This window comes from Klebsiella sp. 141161, from assembly GCF_050600815.1.
Lineage (GTDB): Bacteria > Pseudomonadota > Gammaproteobacteria > Enterobacterales > Enterobacteriaceae > Klebsiella > Klebsiella aerogenes.
Genome location: NZ_JAQIRN010000007.1, coordinates 13,592 through 31,757, shown reverse-complemented (window position 1 = coordinate 31,757; position 18,166 = coordinate 13,592). Strand labels below are relative to the sequence as shown.

Below are 18,166 nucleotides of genomic sequence, written 5' to 3'. Positions count from 1 at the left end.
AAAACGTGATGACACCTGAACAACAGGGGACACAGCCATGATGCCGGAACTAGGCAACTACCTGCTGTGTCTGGCGGCAGGGCTGGCGCTGCTGCTAAGTATCTTTCCGCTATGGGGCGCAGCGCGCCAGGAACGATGGCTGATGGCATTAGCCCGGCCGCTGGCCTGTGCGCTGTTTATCTGCATCATCGGCGCGTTTGCGCTGCTGGTGCATGCCTTTGTAATCAATGACTTCACCATCCGCTACGTGGCGGAAAACTCCAACAGCGCGCTGCCGGTGTGGTACCGGGTGGCGGCTACCTGGGGAGCGCACGAAGGCTCTTTGCTGCTGTGGGTGCTGCTGCTCAGCGTGTGGACGTTCGCCGTCGCGCTCTTCAGTCGTCAGATGCCGCCCGACGCGGTAGCGCGGGTGCTGGCGGTGATGGGGATGATCGCCTTCGGTTTCCTGCTATTTATCCTGTTCACCTCCAATCCGTTCAGCCGCAGCCTGCCGCTGTATCCCGTAGATGGCCGCGATCTCAATCCTATGCTGCAGGATATTGGGATGATTTTTCATCCACCGATCCTCTACATGGGCTACGTGGGCTTCTCGGTGGCCTTCGCCTTCGCGATTGCGTCACTGCTGGCGGGACGGCTGGATACCGCGTGGGCGCGGTGGTCGCGCCCGTGGACGCAGGCGGCGTGGATGTTCCTGACACTTGGGATCGTGCTGGGCTCGGCGTGGGCCTATTACGAACTGGGCTGGGGCGGCTGGTGGTTCTGGGACCCGGTGGAAAATGCCTCGTTTATGCCGTGGCTGGTTGGCACCGCGTTGCTGCATTCACTGGCGGTAACCGAAAAGCGCGGCAGCTTCCGCGCCTGGACCGTGCTGCTGGCGCTGGCTGCGTTTTCGCTATGCCTGTTGGGGACTTTCCTTGTGCGATCTGGCGTGCTGGTATCGGTGCACTCCTTTGCCTCCGATCCGGCGCGCGGGATGTTTATACTGGCTTTGTTGACCCTCGCGATTGGCGGCTCGCTGCTGCTGTATGCGGTGAAAGGCGGGCGAGTGCGGGCGCGAGTGGAACATACGCTCTGGTCGCGCGAGTCGTTCCTGCTTGGCAACAATATTCTGCTGATGGCTGCGATGCTGGTGGTGCTGTTAGGCACGCTGCTGCCGTTGGTGCATAAAGCGTTGGGGCTGGGGACGATATCGATCGGCGAACCGTTCTTCAATACCATGTTCACCGCGCTGATGGCGCCGTTTGCACTGCTGCTGGGGCTAGGGCCGCTGATTCGTTGGCGCCGCGATGAGCCACGTAAACAGCTTAAACGACTGGCGATATCGCTTCTTGTGACGTTGTCACTTTCTCTGGTCTTACCATGGCTTCTTCAGGACCGCATCACCGCGATGGCGGTTATCGGCCTGATGATGGCGCTGTGGGTGCTTATCTTCGCGCTGATTGAAGTCCATGAACGGGCCACGCATCGCCACGGCTTCTGGCGCGGCCTGCGTACCTTAACGCGTAGCCAGTGGGGCATGGCGCTCGGCCATGTCGGCGTGGCGGTAACCGTCATTGGCATCACCTTCAGCCAGAACTACAGCATTGAGCGCGATGTCCGCATGCGGGCTGGCGACAGCCTCGATATTCATCGTTATCACTTCGTCTTCAAGGGCGTGCGTAATATCGTCGGGCCGAACTGGAGCGGCGGCGAGGGGGTGATTGCCGTCAGCCGCAATGGTCGCCCGGAAGCCACGCTGTATGCCGAAAAACGCTTTTACACCGCCAGCCGGATGATGATGACCGAAGCGGCCATCAGCGGCGGGTTTACCCGCGATCTTTACGCCGCGCTGGGAGAAGAACTGGATGATGGCAGCTGGGCGGTGCGTCTGTACTACAAACCGTTCGTGCGCTGGATCTGGTACGGCGGCGTACTGATGGCGCTGGGTGGGCTGTGCTGTATGCTCGATCCGCGTTACCGCCGGTCGCGGCAACAGAAAACAGCAGCGGATCGCAATGACATAAACCGCTCGCTGTACCAGTCCCGACTGCGCGAACTTGAGCAGGAGCGTACTGACGGTAATGAGGAGATGATTGTCGAGCTGCAACGTACGTTGCTGGCGGATATCTCGCCGCAGGAACCAACGCGCGTTCGGCCGCTTAGCCGCTGGTTGCTGCTACCGGGGGCGCTATTGTTGGTCTTCGTCAGCGGCGGGCTCTATCTGAAAACCAGCGATGTGGGTCAGGTGCTGCTGTGGCGACAAAGCGAGCGTCATTATCCCGCGCTGCTGGCGCAGGCGAAGGATCCGACCGCTGCGCCGCTGCGGATGGATGAGTTGGCTCAACTGAGGCTTGGGCTGCGCAGCCATCTGCAGGATAGCCCTGACGATCTCGCCGGCTGGCAACTGCTTGGGCGGCTCGGCCTGCTGCTAAACGATGGCGAGACGGCGATCGGCGCTTTTGGACGGGCGTATAAGCTGGCCCCGGCTGACCCGGCGGCAGGCTTTGATTATGCCAGCGCGCTGGTGCGGGCGGGCGATAACGCGCAGATGCGAATGGGCGAGCTGTTGCTGCGCGAGCTGCATCAGCGGCAGCCGAAAAACCTGCCGGTGCTGGAGATGCTGGCGCTCAGCGCGGTCCGCAATGAAGACTATCCGCAGGCGGTAGCGGCGCTACAGCAGCTACTGATGTTGTTGCCGGAGGGCGATGCCCGCCGCGAGGCGATTGCCCGCCAGCTGGCGCAGGCGCAGCAGCAGGCGCGGTAAATATTTGCTTTTTCTGCACTGCTCCCCGGTCGCGCTGTCGCTTACCGGGGCTACAAATGGCAGTGACCGCGCGAACGGTAGGCCGGATAAGGCGCAGCCGCCATCCGGCAAAATAACGCCGTAACAGACGAAAAAAAGCCCCTGCGAACAGGCAGGGGCAAACCATGTCAGAGCTTATTTTTTATTAATTGAACACCATGCCGCCATCGATCAGCAGCGATTGACCGGTCATATAATCGGAATCCGGGCTGGCAAGGTAAGAGACGCAGGCGGCGACATCTTCTGGTTCCGACAGGCGGCCGAGGGTGATGCGTTTGGCGAATTCGGCGGTGCCATAGCCCAGAGGTTTACCGGCCGCTTCGGAGACCTGACGATCGATCTCGGCCCACATCGGCGTTTTCACAATCCCCGGGCAGTAGCCGTTGACGGTAATACCCAGCGGCGCCAGGTCGCGGGCGGCGGTTTGCGTTAAACCGCGTACGGCGAATTTGCTCGAGCTGTAGACCGCCAGTTCCGGGTTGCCGACGTGACCGGCCTGGGAACAGGCGTTGATGATTTTGCCGCCGTGACCCTCTTTTTTAAAGGCATCGACTGCCGCCTGAATCCCCCAGATCACCCCTTTAACGTTGATGTTGTAGACCTTGTCGACAATCTCCGGCGTAATGGATTCGATAGGCGTTGATGGCGCAACCCCGGCGTTGTTGACGATGACGTTGAATCCGCCCAGCGTTTTCCGCGCCTGTTCGACGGCGGCAAACACCTGCTCGCGGTCGGAAACATCGACTTTGACCGCGATTGCTCGCCCACCGTGCTGATTGATTTCATCCGCCACGGCTTTTGCCGTAACGTCATTGTAATCGGCGATCGCCACGGCAAAACCGTCCTTCACGAGGCGTAACGCGATAGCTTTACCAATGCCCTGACCGGCACCGGTGACAAGTGCGACTTTTTTCATTTCCATTTCCTTTTGTGATGACTTAAAGAATCTGACTCAGATGTAGCTGGCCCATCAGCAGCGGGTTATCGCGGTAATCTACGGGGATGGCGACCACCGCCGGGCCGTCGACATCCATCGCCGCGCGTAGCGTTGGCTCCAGCGCATCAGCGCTTTCCACCGCAAACCCTTTCGCGCCGAAGGATTCGGCATAGGCTTTAAAATCCATTGGTCCGAACTCGACGCCGGACAGGCGTTGATATTTTTTCTCTTCCTGGATAGCGACCATGTTGTAGCCGTTATCGACCCAGATAAGATGCAGGATGTTGGCTTTCAGGCGGACCGCCGTTTCCAGCTCCATACTGGATTGCAGAAAACCGCCATCGCCGGAGACCGAGACCACTTTGCGCTGCGGATTGACCAGCCAGGCCCCGATGGCCCACGGTAGGGCGACGCCCATGGTCTGCTGACCGTTGGAGATCATCACCTGACGGGCTCGGAAGCTGTAGAGATAGCGGGCGATCCAAATATGAAAGCTCCCCATATCGACCGTCAGCGTGACGTCGCTATTCACGATATCCTGCATGGCGCGGACGATGCGCAGCGGGTGCAGAGTAAACTGATTCAACTGCGCCCCGCGGCGATCGAGCAGTTCGCGCTGATGCTGGCGGTCGTGGAGGATTTCAGCGGCCTGCGGCGAGAGCACCAGCCGATGATCGATATTTTGCGCCAGCTTGTTCAGCGTGCCGGCGATATCGCCCACCAGCTCGACATCCGGCGTGTAGTTACGCTCTTCATAGGCGGGCAGCACGTCGATGTGTACCAGCGTCGCGTTGCCGCTGTTCCACATCGCCGGCTCGTATTCCACCGGGCTATAGCCGATGCAGATAACCAGGTCGGCCAGTTGCAATAAGCGGTCACCGGCCTGATTGTTAAACAGCCCGACGCGCCCGGCGAAGCGCGAGAAGTTATCCTGATTGACCGCTCCGGCGGCCTGATAGGTGCTGGTGACCGGAATATGGCTGGTTTCCAGCAAACGATGCAGCGCGGCGCTGTTTTCCGTCTGGCTGGCCATTAATCCAAGCAGGAACACCGGATTCTTCGCCTGGGTAATCAACTTCGCAACCTGATTGATTGCCTCGTCAGGCGCGACGCCCATCTGCGGCGCGCTGCTGGCGGGCAGCACTTTGCCGGTCGCCGGGCCATCGACCACATCCTGCGGCAGGCTGACGAAGGCGCTGCCCGGGCGACCCTGCTCGGCGGCGCGAAAGGCATTGGAAACCACCTCGGCCAGCGCATCCGGTGAGGTCACTTCTACGGCGTATTTGGTGACCGGGCTGAACATCGCCACCGTATCCATACTCTGGTGTACCTGTTTGGCTTTATCGGCGCGTTTGACCGCGCCGCCCAGCGCCACCACCGGATCGCCTTCACTGTTAGCGGTGGCCATCCCGGTTATCAAGTTGGAACAACCGGGTCCGGAGGTCACCAGCGCGACGCCCGCTTTGCCGGTAATGCGCCCGACCGCGGCGGCCATAAAGGCGGCGTTGGCCTCGTGGCGCACCGGAATAATGCGGATTGAGGAGTCCAGTAACGAGTCGAAAACCTTATCGATTTTAGCGCCGGGGATCCCGAAGACCTGGCGTACGCCTTGCGCTTCCAGTTGGCTGACGACCAGATCGGCGCCGTGCGCCCACTGGCGCTGCGGATACTGTTTGTCCATGTGAACCTCCTAACTTTCTACTGAACGGATGGCGGCATCGAGATTATCGGGATGCAGATTGGCCTGCAGGAACGCGCTGTCGGCGGGAAGGTCGATCATCAGCTTATGAATTTCGCCGAAGGTCAATACCCCATGGTCGAGCTGGTAGTCCAGCAGGTGGCCGCCGCCCTGGCGGTCATCGGTGATGAAGTGTTCGTGATAGCCGGCGACGTTTATGCCCTGCATATGCTGCGGGGTACGAAAACCGACCAGTACGCCGTCACGCTGGTTAAAGCGGAAAACCGGCTGATCGTCGAGCACGTCGGTCATCGCCCGGTAGGGCGGCGTCTGACGCGGCACGGTGCGGGTATGGGCGTGGCGGAAATGACCATCGATTCGCAGCGCGCAGAACAGATTGTCGGAAGGAATTTGCTGGTCAATAACCTCATGCAGCTGCTGGCGGCTGACCGGATGGTCAAAGGTTTTACGGTACTGCGGCTGGAACCAGGTCATCACCGCAAACGGCGTTTTCTGTTCCGGCCGCGCTTTACGCGCGCTGCCGTCGGCACGCAGTTGATACACCTGGCTGCTAAACGCGATCAGCTCGCCGTCGAGCTCATTAAAGGTGCCGAGGCCGAAATCGCCGTGCTTCAGCAGGTCCGCAATGGTGGTGGTACCTTCGTAGACGCCGCTGAGCAGGGCGCTCATCAGCGAAGTTTGATATAGCACGCTATCGGGATGCTGGGCGGAAAACGCGCGTAGCGTTTCACACAGACTCTCTTCGCAGGTGCAATCTGAAGCATGATTCATGAGCCACTTCCTCGTTCAACAAATATAAGAAAGATTAAATAAAGGTTGACCCGATTCAGCTCACAGTTCCAATATAGAAACCATGCTGGTTTGAGACGTTTTCGATATGGAACTTCGTTATCTACGCTATTTTGTCGCCGTCGCCCGGACGCGGCACTTCACCCGGGCAGCGAAAGAACTGGGTATCTCACAGCCACCGTTAAGTCAGCAAATTCAGAGGCTTGAGCGTGAGGTTGGTACTCCGCTGTTGCGTCGGCTAACCCGCGGGGTGGAGCTGACCGAAGCCGGGGAGTCCTTTTATGAGGATGCCTGCCAAATCCTCGCGCTGAGCGATGCGGCGCTGGAAAAGGCCAAGGGCATTGCTCGCGGAATGAACGGCAGCTTGTCATTAGGCATTACCAGTTCTGATGCTTTCCATCCGCAAATCTTCACCTTGCTGCACCGTTTTCAGCTCGATCACCCAGGCGTCGTCCTCCATCAACGGGAGGGCAACATGGCGAATTTGATGGCGGCGCTGAGCGAGGCGGAGATCGATATCGCCTTTGTCCGTTTGCCGTGTGAAAGCAGTAAGGCGTTTAACTTGCGTATCATTGATGAAGAGCCGATGGTCATTGCGCTCCCGCGCGATAATCCATTGTCAGCGGAACCGACGCTGGCGCTGGAACAGTTGCGGGACGTCGCGCCGATCCTCTTCCCGCGCGAAGTGGCGCCGGGCTTGTATGAGCTGGTGTTCAATAGCTGCCTGCGCGCCGGTATCGATATGAACCGCGCCAGGCAGTCGTCGCAGATTTCATCGTCGCTGAGTATGGTTAACGCCGGATTTGGTTTCGCGCTGGTGCCGCAGTCGATGACCTGCATCGCGCTGCCCAACGTCAGCTATCAATCGATACAGGGGACGCCGGTCAAGACCGATATTGCCATCGCCTGGCGTCGCTTCGAGCGCTCGCGTACGGTGAAGCGATTTTTAGAGATGTTCTAATTCCCGGGACGCATAGCGCGACCCAACGGAGATACGCTGATCTTTTCTCCGTTGGGTTACCCGTTACTGCGCCACCCAGCCGCCATCCATATTCCACGCCGCGCCGCGCACCTGCGCGGCGGCGTCGCTGCATAAAAATAGCGCCATTTCACCCAGTTGCTGAGGCGTCACGAATTCTCCGGAAGGTTGTTTTTCGGCAAGCAGCTGCGCTCTGGCCTGCTCCGGGTCGGCCCCCTCTGCGATACGTTTATCGATCTGCTGCTGAACCAGCGGCGTCAGCACCCAGCCGGGGCAAATCGCGTTGCAGGTTATACCGGTACGCGCGGTCTCCAACGCCAGCGTTTTGCTAAAGCCAATCACCCCATGCTTGGCGGCGACGTAGGCGGATTTCTCTTTCGAGGCGACTAACCCATGCACGGAGGCAATATTAATAATCCGCCCCCAGTTGCGCTCGCGCATGCCCGGCAGCGCCAGGCGGCTGGTGTGGAAGACGCTGGACAGATTTATCGCCAGAATATCGTTCCATTTTTCCACCGCGAACTGCTCCACCGGCGCCACATGCTGGATCCCGGCGTTATTAATCACAATATCGACGCCGCCAAATTCGCTTTCGGCATAGCGCATCATCGCTTCAATTTGCCCGACGTCGCGCAGGTCGGCATCGTGATAGCCGGGAATTTTACCCAGCGCGGCAACCTCGGCTCGCGCGCTCATGCTGTCGCCAAAACCATTCAACACCAGCTGCGCGCCGGCCTGCGCCAGCACTTTGGCAATGCCTAAACCAATACCGCTGGTGGAGCCGGTGACCAGCGCTGTTTTACCGTTCAAATTCATTTCGTTACTCCTTAAATCAGGCATCAGACAATGCCGGTTAAATAGAACACGGCAATGACAAACAGAACCGCGAGGCTTTTGATAAGCGTAATGGCGAAAATGCCGCCGTAAGCCTGGCGATGGCTTAAGCCGGTGATTGCCAGCAGCGTGATGACGGCGCCGTTATGCGGCAGGGTATCCATGCCGCCGCTGGCCATTGACGCGACGCGGTGCAGTACCTCAAGCGGGATATTGGCGGCGTGGGCGGCGGCCACGAAGGTATCGGACATTGCCGCCAGCGCGATGCTCATTCCGCCGGAGGCGGAGCCGGTGATCCCCGCCAGCACGGTCACGCTAATCGCCTCGTTTAACAGGGGATTGGGAATAGCGGTCAGGGCTTTCGACAACACCAGGAAACCCGGCAGGGCGGCAATCACCGCGCCGAAACCATATTCCGAGGCAGTATTCATCGCCGCGAGGATCGCGCCGCCGACCGCCGTACGGCTGCCTTCCGCCAGACGGCCGCGGATATTGCGAAATCCGAACAACAGCACCACGACGATGCCGGACAGCAGCGCGGCCTCGACGGCCCAGATAGCGGTGATTTTACCGACCTCGGTGACGATGGGCTTGGCAAGCCCAGGCAGAGTCAGTTCGTGGCTGGCGCCATACCACTGCGGGATCCAGCGGGTAAACAGTAGGTTCAGCACGCCGACCAGCAGCAGCGGGGCAATGGCGATCAGCGGATGCGGCAGATTGATGTTATCCGGCGTCTGCGGCTCGTTTTGCAGATCGGTACCGTAACCCTCGCCATTCGCGAGCGCTTTACGCCGCTGTCGCTCCAGCCACAGTAAACCGAAGGTGATGATAAACAGTGAACCTATCAACCCAAGCCAGGGGGCCGCCCAAGCGTTGGTGCCAAAAAAGCTGGTGGGGATAATGTTCTGGATCTGCGGGGTGCCCGGCAGGGCATCCATGGTGAATGAGAACGCGCCCAGCGCGACGGTTGCCGGGATCAGTCGCTTCGGGATACCGCTTTGGCGAAACAGTTCGGCGGCAAAGGGATAGACCGCAAAAGCCACCACGAACAGCGAAACGCCGCCGTAGGTCAGCAGGGCGCAGACCAGCACGATCACCGGGATCGCATGTCGACGCCCGAGAATTTGAATCGCGGCGGCGACGATGGAGCGCGAGAAGCCCGATAGTTCAATCAGCTTGCCAAAGACGGCGCCGAGCAGAAATACCGGAAAATAGAGCTTCACGAATCCGACCATTTTTTCCATAAACAGGCCGGTAAAGGTAGGTCCTACCGCGCTCGGGTCGGTGAGCAGAACCGCGCCAAGCGCGGCGATAGGGGCAAACAGGATAACGCTATATCCACGATACGCAGCCAGCATCAGTAATGCCAGCGCGGCCAGGGCGATCAACACACTCATTACGACTCCTCACTATCATTGTTATTGTCGGGGTACAAAACGAGAAGTTACGGTTTCAGGGCATAGCGCAGCTGATGTTCGCGGCGCGACTGTATTCGTTTCTGCCGGGTCTCATCCCAGCGATAAAAACCTTGCCCGCTGCGGGCGCCGATATCGCCTTGCGCGACTTTGTCGGCGACCAGCGACATCATGTCGCTGCCCGTGGCCAGTTCCGGCAGCAGGTGCTGGCAGATATCCTGAACCGTCGCCAGACCGGTCATATCCGCGGCTTCCAGCGGGCCGACCATCGCGTAACGGCGGCCGAGCGAGGCGCGCATCACTTTGTCGACCACTTCCGGCGAAGCGATGCCGCTCTTGACGATATGCAGCGCTTCGCGCAGCAGGGCGAACTGTAGTCGGTTGCCGACGAACCCCGGCGCGGCGCGGTTGAGTACCACCGCTTCCAGCGCGCAGGAGGATAAAAAGTCGCTGACCTGGTTGGCGAGATGAGCCACGGTAGCGCTACCCAGCACCACTTCCACCAGCGGGATAAAATGCGGCGGATGCCAGAAGTGGGCGATTAACAAGCGCTCCGGATGCCGCATACCCTGCGCCAGCCGATCCGGCGGTAGTCCGCTGGTGTTGCTGGCGATGATGGCTTCGTCGGCGATCAGCGTTTCCAGTTCGCGGTATAAGGCGTGCTTGAGCGCCAGACGTTCCGGAATCGCTTCGATCAGCAAGGTCGCGTCAGCAAGATCGCCTAATGCCGTGGTGCCGGAGAGGAGCGAGAGCACCGACGCACGCTGAGCGGCGTCAAACTGCCCGCACTCTTCGAGCTCGCGCAAAATGGCGGCGGCGACGCTCTCGATCTCGCTAATGCGCGCCGGGTCGGTGTCGTAGAGGCGTACGGCGTGGCCGTGGCGGGCAAAATGGCAGGCGATGCCGACGCCCATCAGGCCAGCGCCCAGTACCGCCAGTTGTGGTGTAAACATAGTGGCTCCTGTTAACGTTCTATGGTCATCGCGATACCCTGACCACCGCCGACGCAAAGCGTCGCCAGGCCTTTGCTGACATCGCGGCGCTGCATTTCGTGCAGCAGACTAACCAGAATGCGACATCCTGAGGCGCCAATCGGGTGGCCGAGCGCGATAGCGCCGCCGTTGACGTTGACCTTCTGGCTGTCCCACTCAAGCAATTTTCCAACCGCCAGCGCCTGTACGGCAAAGGCCTCGTTGGCTTCGATGAGATCCACCTCATCCAGCGACCAGCCGGCGCGCTGCAGCGCCTTCCGGCAAGCGCTTACCGGGCCGATACCCATCACGGACGGATCGACGCCGGCCACCGCAGAGCTGACAATCCGTGCCAGCACCGGCAACCCAAGCTGCCGCGCTTTATCGACGCTCATCAATACCACTGCCGCCGCGCCATCGTTGAGCGAAGAGGCATTGCCCGCGGTGACGCTGCCATCTTCCGTGCGGAAGGCCGGGCGTAACTGCGCGAGCTGTTGTTCGCTGGTTTCCGGGCGCGGCTGTTCGTCTGCGTCCACCATGCGCGGCGCTTTTTTACCCTGAGGGACGCTAAGCGGCACTATCTCAGCCTGAAAGCGCCCGGCGGCTATCGCGGCGGCGGCTTTGCGCTGCGAAAGGGCGGCGAAGGCATCCTGCTGGGGGCGGGAGATGTCAAAGGCGTCGGCGAGATTCTCGGCGGTGATGCCCATGTGATAGTCGTTAAACGCATCCCATAATCCGTCCTGAATCATACTGTCCTGCATACTGGCATGGCCGAAACGCAGGCCATCGCGCGCCCCCTGAACCAGATACGGAGCATTGCTCATGCTCTCCTGGCCGCCGGCGATCGCGATCTCCGCCTCGCCGCTGCGAATGGCTTGTACTGCCTGTTGCACGGCTTTCAGCCCGGAACCGCAAACCAGATTGATGGTAACGGCTGGAGTTTCAACCGGTAGCCCGGCGCGCAGCGCGGTTTGTCGCGCTGGATTCTGTCCGCAGCCGGCAGTTAATACCTGGCCAAAAATCAGTTCGTCAACGGCGCTGGCCGGTAGCTGTGTGCGTTCAAGCAAACCACGCACTACGGCGGCGCCAAGCTCGACGGCGGAAAGGGAAGATAAGGCGCCGCGAAAACTGCCGATTGGCGTACGTAGCGCACAGACGATAGCGACTTCTTTCATATTGTCTCCTTAGTTGAAGCGCATTTCGCGGACGTCATCGGCAATGACCAGCCGTCCAGCCGTTTTATGGGCAATTTCGTCAATGCTGACGCCGGGGGCGTATTCGCGCAGAACAAAGGCGCCGTCGCTAATTTCCAGCAGCGCGAGATCGGTCAGTACCCGGCGAATACAGCCCGCGCCGGTGAGCGGCAGGGTGCACTGCGCCAGCAGCTTGGATTCGCCGTTTTTCGAGGCGTGAGTCATCACCACGATGATGTTTTGCGCGCCCGCCACCAGATCCATGGCGCCGCCCATGCCTTTCACCATTTTTCCTGGGATCATCCACGAGGCGATATTACCCGCGACATCGACTTCAAAAGCGCCAAGGACCGTGAGATCGACGTGGCCGCCGCGGATCATGGCGAAGGACTGGGCTGAGTCAAAGATAGCCGCCCCGATTTGTGCGGTAACGGTCTGCTTACCGGCGTTAATCATGTCGGCATCAAGCGTTGACTCATCGGGAAATTCGCCCATCCCCAACAGGCCGTTTTCCGACTGCAGCATCACTTCAATACCGGCGGGAATATAGTTTGCGACCAGCGTGGGAATGCCGATACCGAGATTGACATAATCGCCGTCGCGCAGTTCCTGGGCGACGCGCATCGCCATTTGTTCGCGAGTTAACATGTTCAGTTCCCTCCGGCGCGCAGCGTGCGCTGTTCAATACGTTTTTCGAATTGCCCGACGATCAGCCGGTCGACATAAATACCGGGCGTGTGGATGGCGGAAGGGGGGAGTTCGCCCGGCGCGACGATTTCTTCGACTTCCACTACCGTGATGCGTCCGGCGGTGGCCATCAACGGGTTAAAATTTTGCGCGGTATGGCGGTAGACCACGTTGCCGTACCAGTCGGCTTTCCAGCCCTTCACAAGGGCGAAATCGCCGCGAATGGCTTCTTCGAGAATGTAATTTTTACCGTCGAACTGACGCACTTCTTTGCCTTCCGCCACCGGCGTGCCGTAACCGGTTGCGGTATAGAATCCGGGGATCCCGGCGCCGCCGGCGCGAATTTTCTCGGCAAGCGTCCCTTGCGGGGTCAGTTCCACCGCCAGCTCGCCGCTCAGTACCAGGTGTTCAAAGAGGGCGTTTTCTCCCACGTAGGAAGCCACGACTTTGCGTACCTGGCGAGTTTCCAGCAGCATGCCGAGACCAAAGCCATCAACGCCGCAGTTATTAGAAACTACCGTCAGGCCCTGTACCTGGCGGCGTTTGACCTCGGCGATTAAGTTTTCCGGGATGCCGCACAGGCCGAAGCCGCCGGCCAGTAACGTCATACCATCGGTTAATCCGTCCAACGCCGCTTCATAGCTGGCGACGCGCTTATCCAGTCCTGCCATCATTTTTCTCCTGCCTTGCGATGGCTCTATCATTAAGGGCGCGGACTGATTTGATAATTTTGAATTTGTGACTCACTCATTTGGTTTTTTTATTAATTTATCGTTAACTAAATTCTTTCAATTAGTTAACAGGCAGAAAAATGAGAATGAGTGTCAAACAGTTACGCGCGTTTCTAGCGGTAGCTCACACTCTTAATTTCGCCCACGCCAGCGAGCGCCTGAACCTGTCGCAGCCGGCGCTGAGTTTGACCATTAAGGGGCTGGAAGAGGCGCTTGGCGGAGCATTGCTGCAACGCAGCACCCGCAAAGTGACCTTAACCCAGGAGGGAGAGACCTTTTTGCCGATGGCCCGCCAGCTGCTGGCGGACTGGGATAATGCCGAAGAGGCGATGCGGCAAAGTTTCACCCTGCAACGGGGAAAGATCTCCGTTGCCGCCATGCCGTCGTTTGCCGCTAACGTGCTGCCGGAAGTGCTTAAAGCCTTTCGTGACCGCTATGCGGGAGTCAACGTCACGGTGCATGACGTGATTAATGAGCAGGTCATTGAGATGGTGCGCGAAGGCCGGGTGGAGATGGGGATCGCGTTTGAGCCATCGCCCGGCAACAATCTGTTGTTTACGCCGCTGGCGGTGGATCGCTTTGTGGCGATCGTGCCAAAAACGTCGCCTTTGGCGAGCAAAAAGCAGTTGAGTTGGCGTGAACTACTGACGCTGGATTTTATTACCCTGCAGCGGCCGTCGGCGGTGCGTTTGATGTTGGAAGAAGAACTGGCGCGTAGCGGCAGCCAGTTAGACGTGGCGCTGGAAAGTCATCAGTTGGTCACCGTCGGGCGGATGGTCGCCAGCGGTCTGGGCGGCAGCGCGGTGCCCGCGTTATGCCAGTCGCAGATGCAGTCGCTGGGAGCGGTTTGTCTACCATTAAGCGATCCGCCGATTGAAAAGTGTATTGGCGTTATTCACGCCGGACATATGCAGTTGTCGAAAGCGGCGCAGGCGCTGCTGGAAACGCTGAAGGGTTTTTTGCCCGCTTAGGTCGTTTACAGATAAAAAAACCGGCCTCTTTAGCCGGTTTAATCATCAGATTTTGCAGGCATCGCCGCAATCATCATCGGCAACAATCGCCTGTGCTTTTTTGTCCGCTTCATCCAGGCGTTCAGCGTTACGTTCTTCCGCTTCTTCCAGGCCGCTAAACACCAGGTTGTCGAGATCAATTTCCATGAGTTACCCACTTTGCTACTGTTTTGACTGTCGGCAGAGTATAGGTCAAAACGATGGAGGGTGGCACCCCACGGCCGAAGCTATCGCACAGAGCGTTAATCGTCAGCTTGTTTCAGATAGCGGAGCGGCGGAGCATGAGTTAATAACCGCTATTATTTATAGTTGACATTATTTGTTTATTATAATGAGAGCATAAAAGGATAATTTTCAGATTGTTTCTTAAATGAAATGACAACGAACCAGTAAATAACCATTGACCCGTTTCAGATATGGTAATATGGCCGCGATTATGGATGAGTCTATGGATCTTGATCAATGGTATCGATAACAGCATCTGCCATCAAAGAATGGCGGAGAAATAATAAAGTCATTTGTCACGTTAAACTTAAATATAAAAAGGTGTTGCGTAAATGCCGAGAAATACCTTTAACAGGAGGTAAGTACAAGGAATATCAACGGCTTTGCCAGACATTCAGCTGTGCAAAATTGACCAGTGCGACGCCTGGACTGGTACATTTTGAAGATAAGCCTTTCAAGGCTTATTTAAATAAGCGAATGTCGAAAAGAGCTAAACTGAATATTGCCCATGGCGCTTTGAATTTTATTGAAAAAAGCTTTCAGGCGGAAATATTACCGCAGTTGTATAATGTGTCAGCGTTCGGTTGTTCGATGATTGCCATCCCGCTGAAGAATGGAACCAGCCTGGAAGTGAAACTTCTGGCCTCGCCGTTCCAGGAAGAGGGGGAACTGATGCTGCAGATGTTCTTTGAAAATAAACGCGTGTATAGCGTCTGTTTTTCCTGTACGGATCAGGGCAGCGCGTGGATTGGCGGTATTCAGGGCGGTAAAGACATTAGCAACGACGAAGTGAAAGCGTTGACCAAAGAGCTCTATGGTACGCGGCCAAAAAACCTGATTATCACTTTGCTGTACGGGTTCTTGCGCCACTTTAATATCCGCGAGATCTACGCCATCGACAGCGACTACCATGTGAAGAGCGACAAGGTGAAAGCCAGTTACTCAGAGTTGTGGTTAGAAATCGGCGGCGAGAAGCAGCGGCGCGGTTGGTACAAATTACCTGCGCAAGAGATTAAAAAAAATCTTGAAGAGGTGAAAAGTAAACATCGCAGCCAGTTCATTAAACGTGAAAATTTAAAAGAGCAGGCGCAGTTGGAGCTGATCGCTGCATTACGGCAGATTAGCGTTGGTGAAAACACCACCCAACCATAATACTGGATTGCCGATTCGCCGGGGGCGGCGGGTCGGCAAGCCATGATTGATGCCAGCTCCTTCCTTGCGTCTGCGTCTAACACCGCTCTCCTTTACAACCTGCTCATCTATCAAATCCAGTTTATAAATTAAAAGATTTTAAACATTTTATGCGGTTAAATTTTACATAAAATTTACATGTCCATATACTTTCTTACGTTCTTCGCCCTGGTTTGGGGCGTCCAACCAACAGGTTAACTGCGCTGTACGGCATCGCTTATCGATCGGCGCTTTAAAATAAATGCTTTGGTTATATCGACATATGTCGAATGGGATGAAATATGGACGAACAAAAAGGTCATGGTCGAAGGATCTTCTTCACCATATACCGATTGCTTTTTGTGTTACTGAGTTTTGGCATTGGGATTTTCTTAACTATCTGGGGGGGCAAGCTGCTCTCGCTCGGCGGCAGCGCCTGGTATCTGTTAGCCGGTCTCGCTTATCTCATCATCGCCGTCGGTTACTTCACTCGTAGTCAATACGCGCTTCCTCTTGCTGTTCTTACCTTTCTGTTAACGCTGGCCTGGGCGCTGTATGAAGTGCAGCTCAGCTACTGGGGCTTGATCCCCCGTCTGGTGGTTCCTGCGCTCATGCTGATGTTGGCTCTGTGGCTGGCGGCGGCGATGCCGGTGGCTCGCGTGCGTCTGGCGAACTGGAGCGCCACGGTTATCTTTATTGCGCTGCTGGCGACGCTGGTTTCGGCATTCTACCCGCACGGCGGCATCCATAATGGCGTCGTGAAAGCGGCGAATGGCAACAGCGCGACGCAGGCGGCAAAAAGCGATAACTGGGAGTTCTTCGGCCGCGATGCCTCCGGCACCCGTTTTGCGCCATATACCGATATTACCCCGGAAAACGTACATAAGCTGAAAGTCGCCTGGACCTACCACACAGGCCGCCGCCTGACCGGCCCGGCCATCGGCGTTGACGAAAATACGCCGCTGCAAATTGGCGATACGCTGTATTCCTGTACGCCGCTCAACGTGGTGACCGCCATTGATGCCGATACCGGTAAGGCGCGCTGGCGCTTTGACTCGCACGCGCAGACGGCGGAACATGTGACCTGCCGCGGCGTGGGTTACTATGATGTGCAGAGCGACGATACGCTCAGCGCAGAAGAAAAAGCGAGCCCGGCGCTGCAACAGTGTCCGCAGCGGATCATGGTATCGACCGTGGATGCGCGCCTGCTGGCGCTGAATGCAAAAACCGGCGAACTGTGCGATGACTTCGGCGACCACGGCAGCGTGGATCTGAAGCAGGGCATGGGCGACACCGAAAACAGCAAACGCTACCATCCGACTTCAACGCCGGTGATCATGGGGCACATTGCGGTGCTGGGCGGCTGGGTACGCGATATCGTACACGGCGAGCCATCTGGGGTCGTACGCGCATTTGACGTACGCGATGGTAAAGTCGTCTGGGCCTGGGATGTCGGCAAGCCGGAGAATATCACCGACCCGGAAAAAGGCCGCGTTTATACCCTCGAAACGCCGAACGTATGGACCATTCCCGGCTTTGATAAAGAGCTGAATCTGGTTTATCTGCCGACCGGTAACGGGCCGCCGGACTACTGGGGCGGCGATCGGAATGAAGCGAAAGAGAAATATGGCTCCGCGGTGGTAGCGGTGGATGCCAGTACCGGTACAACAAAATGGGTCTTCCAGACCGTTCACCACGATATCTGGGATTATGACCTGCCATCGCAGCCGGTACTGTTCCACATGAAAAACGAGCAGGGCGAGGACGTCCCGGTTCTGATCCAGACCACCAAAACCGGACAGATATATGTGCTCGACCGCCGCACCGGCAAACCGGTGACCCGCGTCGAAGAGCTGCCGGTCGCTCATCAGGGGGCGGAGGGCGAACATCTGTCTGCCACCCAGCCGTTCTCCACCGGCATGCCGCAGTTAGGCGTCGAGCCGCTGAGCGAAAAATCAATGTGGGGCGTGACGCCGTTCGACCAACTGATGTGCCGTATCGATTTTAAAGAGTCGACCTACCTTGGCATGTATACGCCGCCGTCGGAGAAACCGTATATCGAGTGGCCAAGCCTGCTCGGCGGCATGAACTGGGGCGGCATCACCATCGATGAACGTACCGGTACGCTGTTCGTCAACGATATGCGTATGCCGTTGCGGATGTCGCTGGTGCGCAAGGAAGAGATGGCGAAATACAAAGTCTCCACCGACGAAGTCCCTGGCTTTATGGGCACCGTTCGCCCGCAAGTTGCCGGGCCTTACGGCGGCGTGCGTATCGACATCCTGCAGTCCGCGCTGGGCGTGCCCTGTAATACCCCGCCGTTTGGTACCATGAGCGCTATTGACCTGAATAGCCGTCAGCTCCTGTGGCAGGTGCCGATGGGCTCGGTGGAAGATACCGGTCCGCTGGGGATGAAAACCCATCTGCATATCCCGCTGGGAATGCCGACCCTGGGCGGCCCAACCTCTACCGCCTCTGGGCTGGTATTCTTCGCCGGTACCCAGGATAACTACCTGCGGGCGCTGGATTCCGCCAGCGGTAAAGAGCTGTGGCGCGCTCGCTTGCCGGTTGGCGCGGTAGCGGCGCCGTTGGTCTACAAATCGGCGAAAACCGGCAAAGAGTACGTGCTGATTTCCGCCGGCGGCGCCAGCCACTCACCGGACGTCGGTGACGATATCATCGCCTACGCGCTGGAGGAATAACCTCCCTACACGAAACAGGTCCCGGAAACGGGACCTGTTACT

15 protein-coding genes and 1 pseudogene are annotated in these 18,166 nt (G+C 58.0%); 6 read left to right on the top strand and 10 right to left on the bottom strand.

The annotated features are described in order from the left end of the window. Positions 1-37: 37 nt before the first annotated feature. Positions 38-2,197, top strand: a pseudogene (gene ccmI / locus PGR79_RS17885) (c-type cytochrome biogenesis protein CcmI); the annotation flags it as partial. Between the two features lie 18 nt (positions 2,198-2,215). Continuing rightward, entirely contained in the window at positions 2,216-2,743 is a 528-nt protein-coding gene (locus PGR79_RS17880) for a tetratricopeptide repeat protein (RefSeq protein WP_430922286.1), read from the top strand. A 184-nt stretch (positions 2,744-2,927) separates the two neighbouring features. On the opposite strand, the gene PGR79_RS17875 is transcribed toward PGR79_RS17880, so the two are convergent. From PGR79_RS17875 to budA, 3 genes are read right to left on the bottom strand one after another with little or no spacing between them, the layout of a single operon-like run. Beyond that, a complete protein-coding gene (locus PGR79_RS17875; protein WP_087857867.1) occupies positions 2,928-3,698 on the bottom strand; it encodes a (S)-acetoin forming diacetyl reductase in 771 nt (256 codons plus the stop codon). A gap of 22 nt (positions 3,699-3,720) precedes the next feature. Beyond that, a complete protein-coding gene (gene alsS / locus PGR79_RS17870) occupies positions 3,721-5,400 on the bottom strand; it encodes an acetolactate synthase AlsS (RefSeq protein WP_430922192.1) in 1,680 nt (559 codons plus the stop codon). Between the two features lie 9 nt (positions 5,401-5,409). Next, a complete protein-coding gene (gene budA, locus PGR79_RS17865) occupies positions 5,410-6,189 on the bottom strand; it encodes an acetolactate decarboxylase (RefSeq protein ID WP_015705188.1) in 780 nt (259 codons plus the stop codon). Between the two features lie 106 nt (positions 6,190-6,295). On the opposite strand from budA, the gene PGR79_RS17860 reads away from it, so the two are divergent. Beyond that, positions 6,296-7,168, top strand: coding sequence for a LysR family transcriptional regulator (locus PGR79_RS17860; RefSeq protein ID WP_048228686.1), 873 nt, complete (start codon positions 6,296-6,298; stop codon positions 7,166-7,168). A 63-nt stretch (positions 7,169-7,231) separates the two neighbouring features. On the opposite strand, the gene PGR79_RS17855 is transcribed toward PGR79_RS17860, so the two are convergent. From PGR79_RS17855 to PGR79_RS17830, 6 genes are read right to left on the bottom strand one after another with little or no spacing between them, the layout of a single operon-like run. Beyond that, positions 7,232-8,002 carry a 3-hydroxybutyrate dehydrogenase gene (locus tag PGR79_RS17855; protein ID WP_430922190.1) on the bottom strand — a complete coding sequence of 257 codons (771 nt, stop codon included), beginning with the start codon at positions 8,000-8,002 and terminating at the stop codon, positions 7,232-7,234. A gap of 23 nt (positions 8,003-8,025) precedes the next feature. Next, positions 8,026-9,417 (bottom strand): GntP family permease, encoded by a 1,392-nt coding sequence (locus PGR79_RS17850; RefSeq protein ID WP_045397687.1) that lies wholly within the window; start codon positions 9,415-9,417, stop codon positions 8,026-8,028. Between the two features lie 47 nt (positions 9,418-9,464). Next, a complete protein-coding gene (locus PGR79_RS17845; RefSeq protein WP_430922188.1) occupies positions 9,465-10,388 on the bottom strand; it encodes a 3-hydroxyacyl-CoA dehydrogenase family protein in 924 nt (307 codons plus the stop codon). Between the two features lie 11 nt (positions 10,389-10,399). Next, entirely contained in the window at positions 10,400-11,581 is a 1,182-nt protein-coding gene (locus PGR79_RS17840; protein WP_113375024.1) for an acetyl-CoA C-acetyltransferase, read from the bottom strand. Between the two features lie 9 nt (positions 11,582-11,590). After that, positions 11,591-12,247, bottom strand: a complete 657-nt coding sequence (locus tag PGR79_RS17835; RefSeq protein WP_087857861.1) for a CoA transferase subunit B — start codon at positions 12,245-12,247, stop codon at positions 11,591-11,593. Between the two features lie 2 nt (positions 12,248-12,249). Continuing rightward, positions 12,250-12,957, bottom strand: coding sequence for a CoA transferase subunit A (locus PGR79_RS17830; RefSeq protein WP_087857860.1), 708 nt, complete (start codon positions 12,955-12,957; stop codon positions 12,250-12,252). Positions 12,958-13,097: 140 nt separating this feature from the next. Between PGR79_RS17830 and PGR79_RS17825 the strand changes: the two genes are divergently transcribed. Further along, the gene (locus PGR79_RS17825; RefSeq protein WP_020079025.1) at positions 13,098-13,988 is read left to right on the top strand and encodes a LysR family transcriptional regulator; all 891 of its coding nucleotides are present in this window, start codon (positions 13,098-13,100) and stop codon (positions 13,986-13,988) included. A gap of 45 nt (positions 13,989-14,033) precedes the next feature. Here the strand turns inward: PGR79_RS17825 and PGR79_RS17820 are convergent, their stop codons facing one another. Continuing rightward, positions 14,034-14,174, bottom strand: coding sequence for a hypothetical protein (locus PGR79_RS17820; protein WP_015705194.1), 141 nt, complete (start codon positions 14,172-14,174; stop codon positions 14,034-14,036). Between the two features lie 315 nt (positions 14,175-14,489). Between PGR79_RS17820 and PGR79_RS17815 the strand changes: the two genes are divergently transcribed. Beyond that, positions 14,490-15,404 (top strand): DUF535 family protein, encoded by a 915-nt coding sequence (locus PGR79_RS17815; RefSeq protein ID WP_113375025.1) that lies wholly within the window; start codon positions 14,490-14,492, stop codon positions 15,402-15,404. A 320-nt stretch (positions 15,405-15,724) separates the two neighbouring features. Then, a complete protein-coding gene (locus PGR79_RS17810) occupies positions 15,725-18,124 on the top strand; it encodes a membrane-bound PQQ-dependent dehydrogenase, glucose/quinate/shikimate family (RefSeq protein ID WP_430922185.1) in 2,400 nt (799 codons plus the stop codon). Positions 18,125-18,166: the final 42 nt, after the last annotated feature.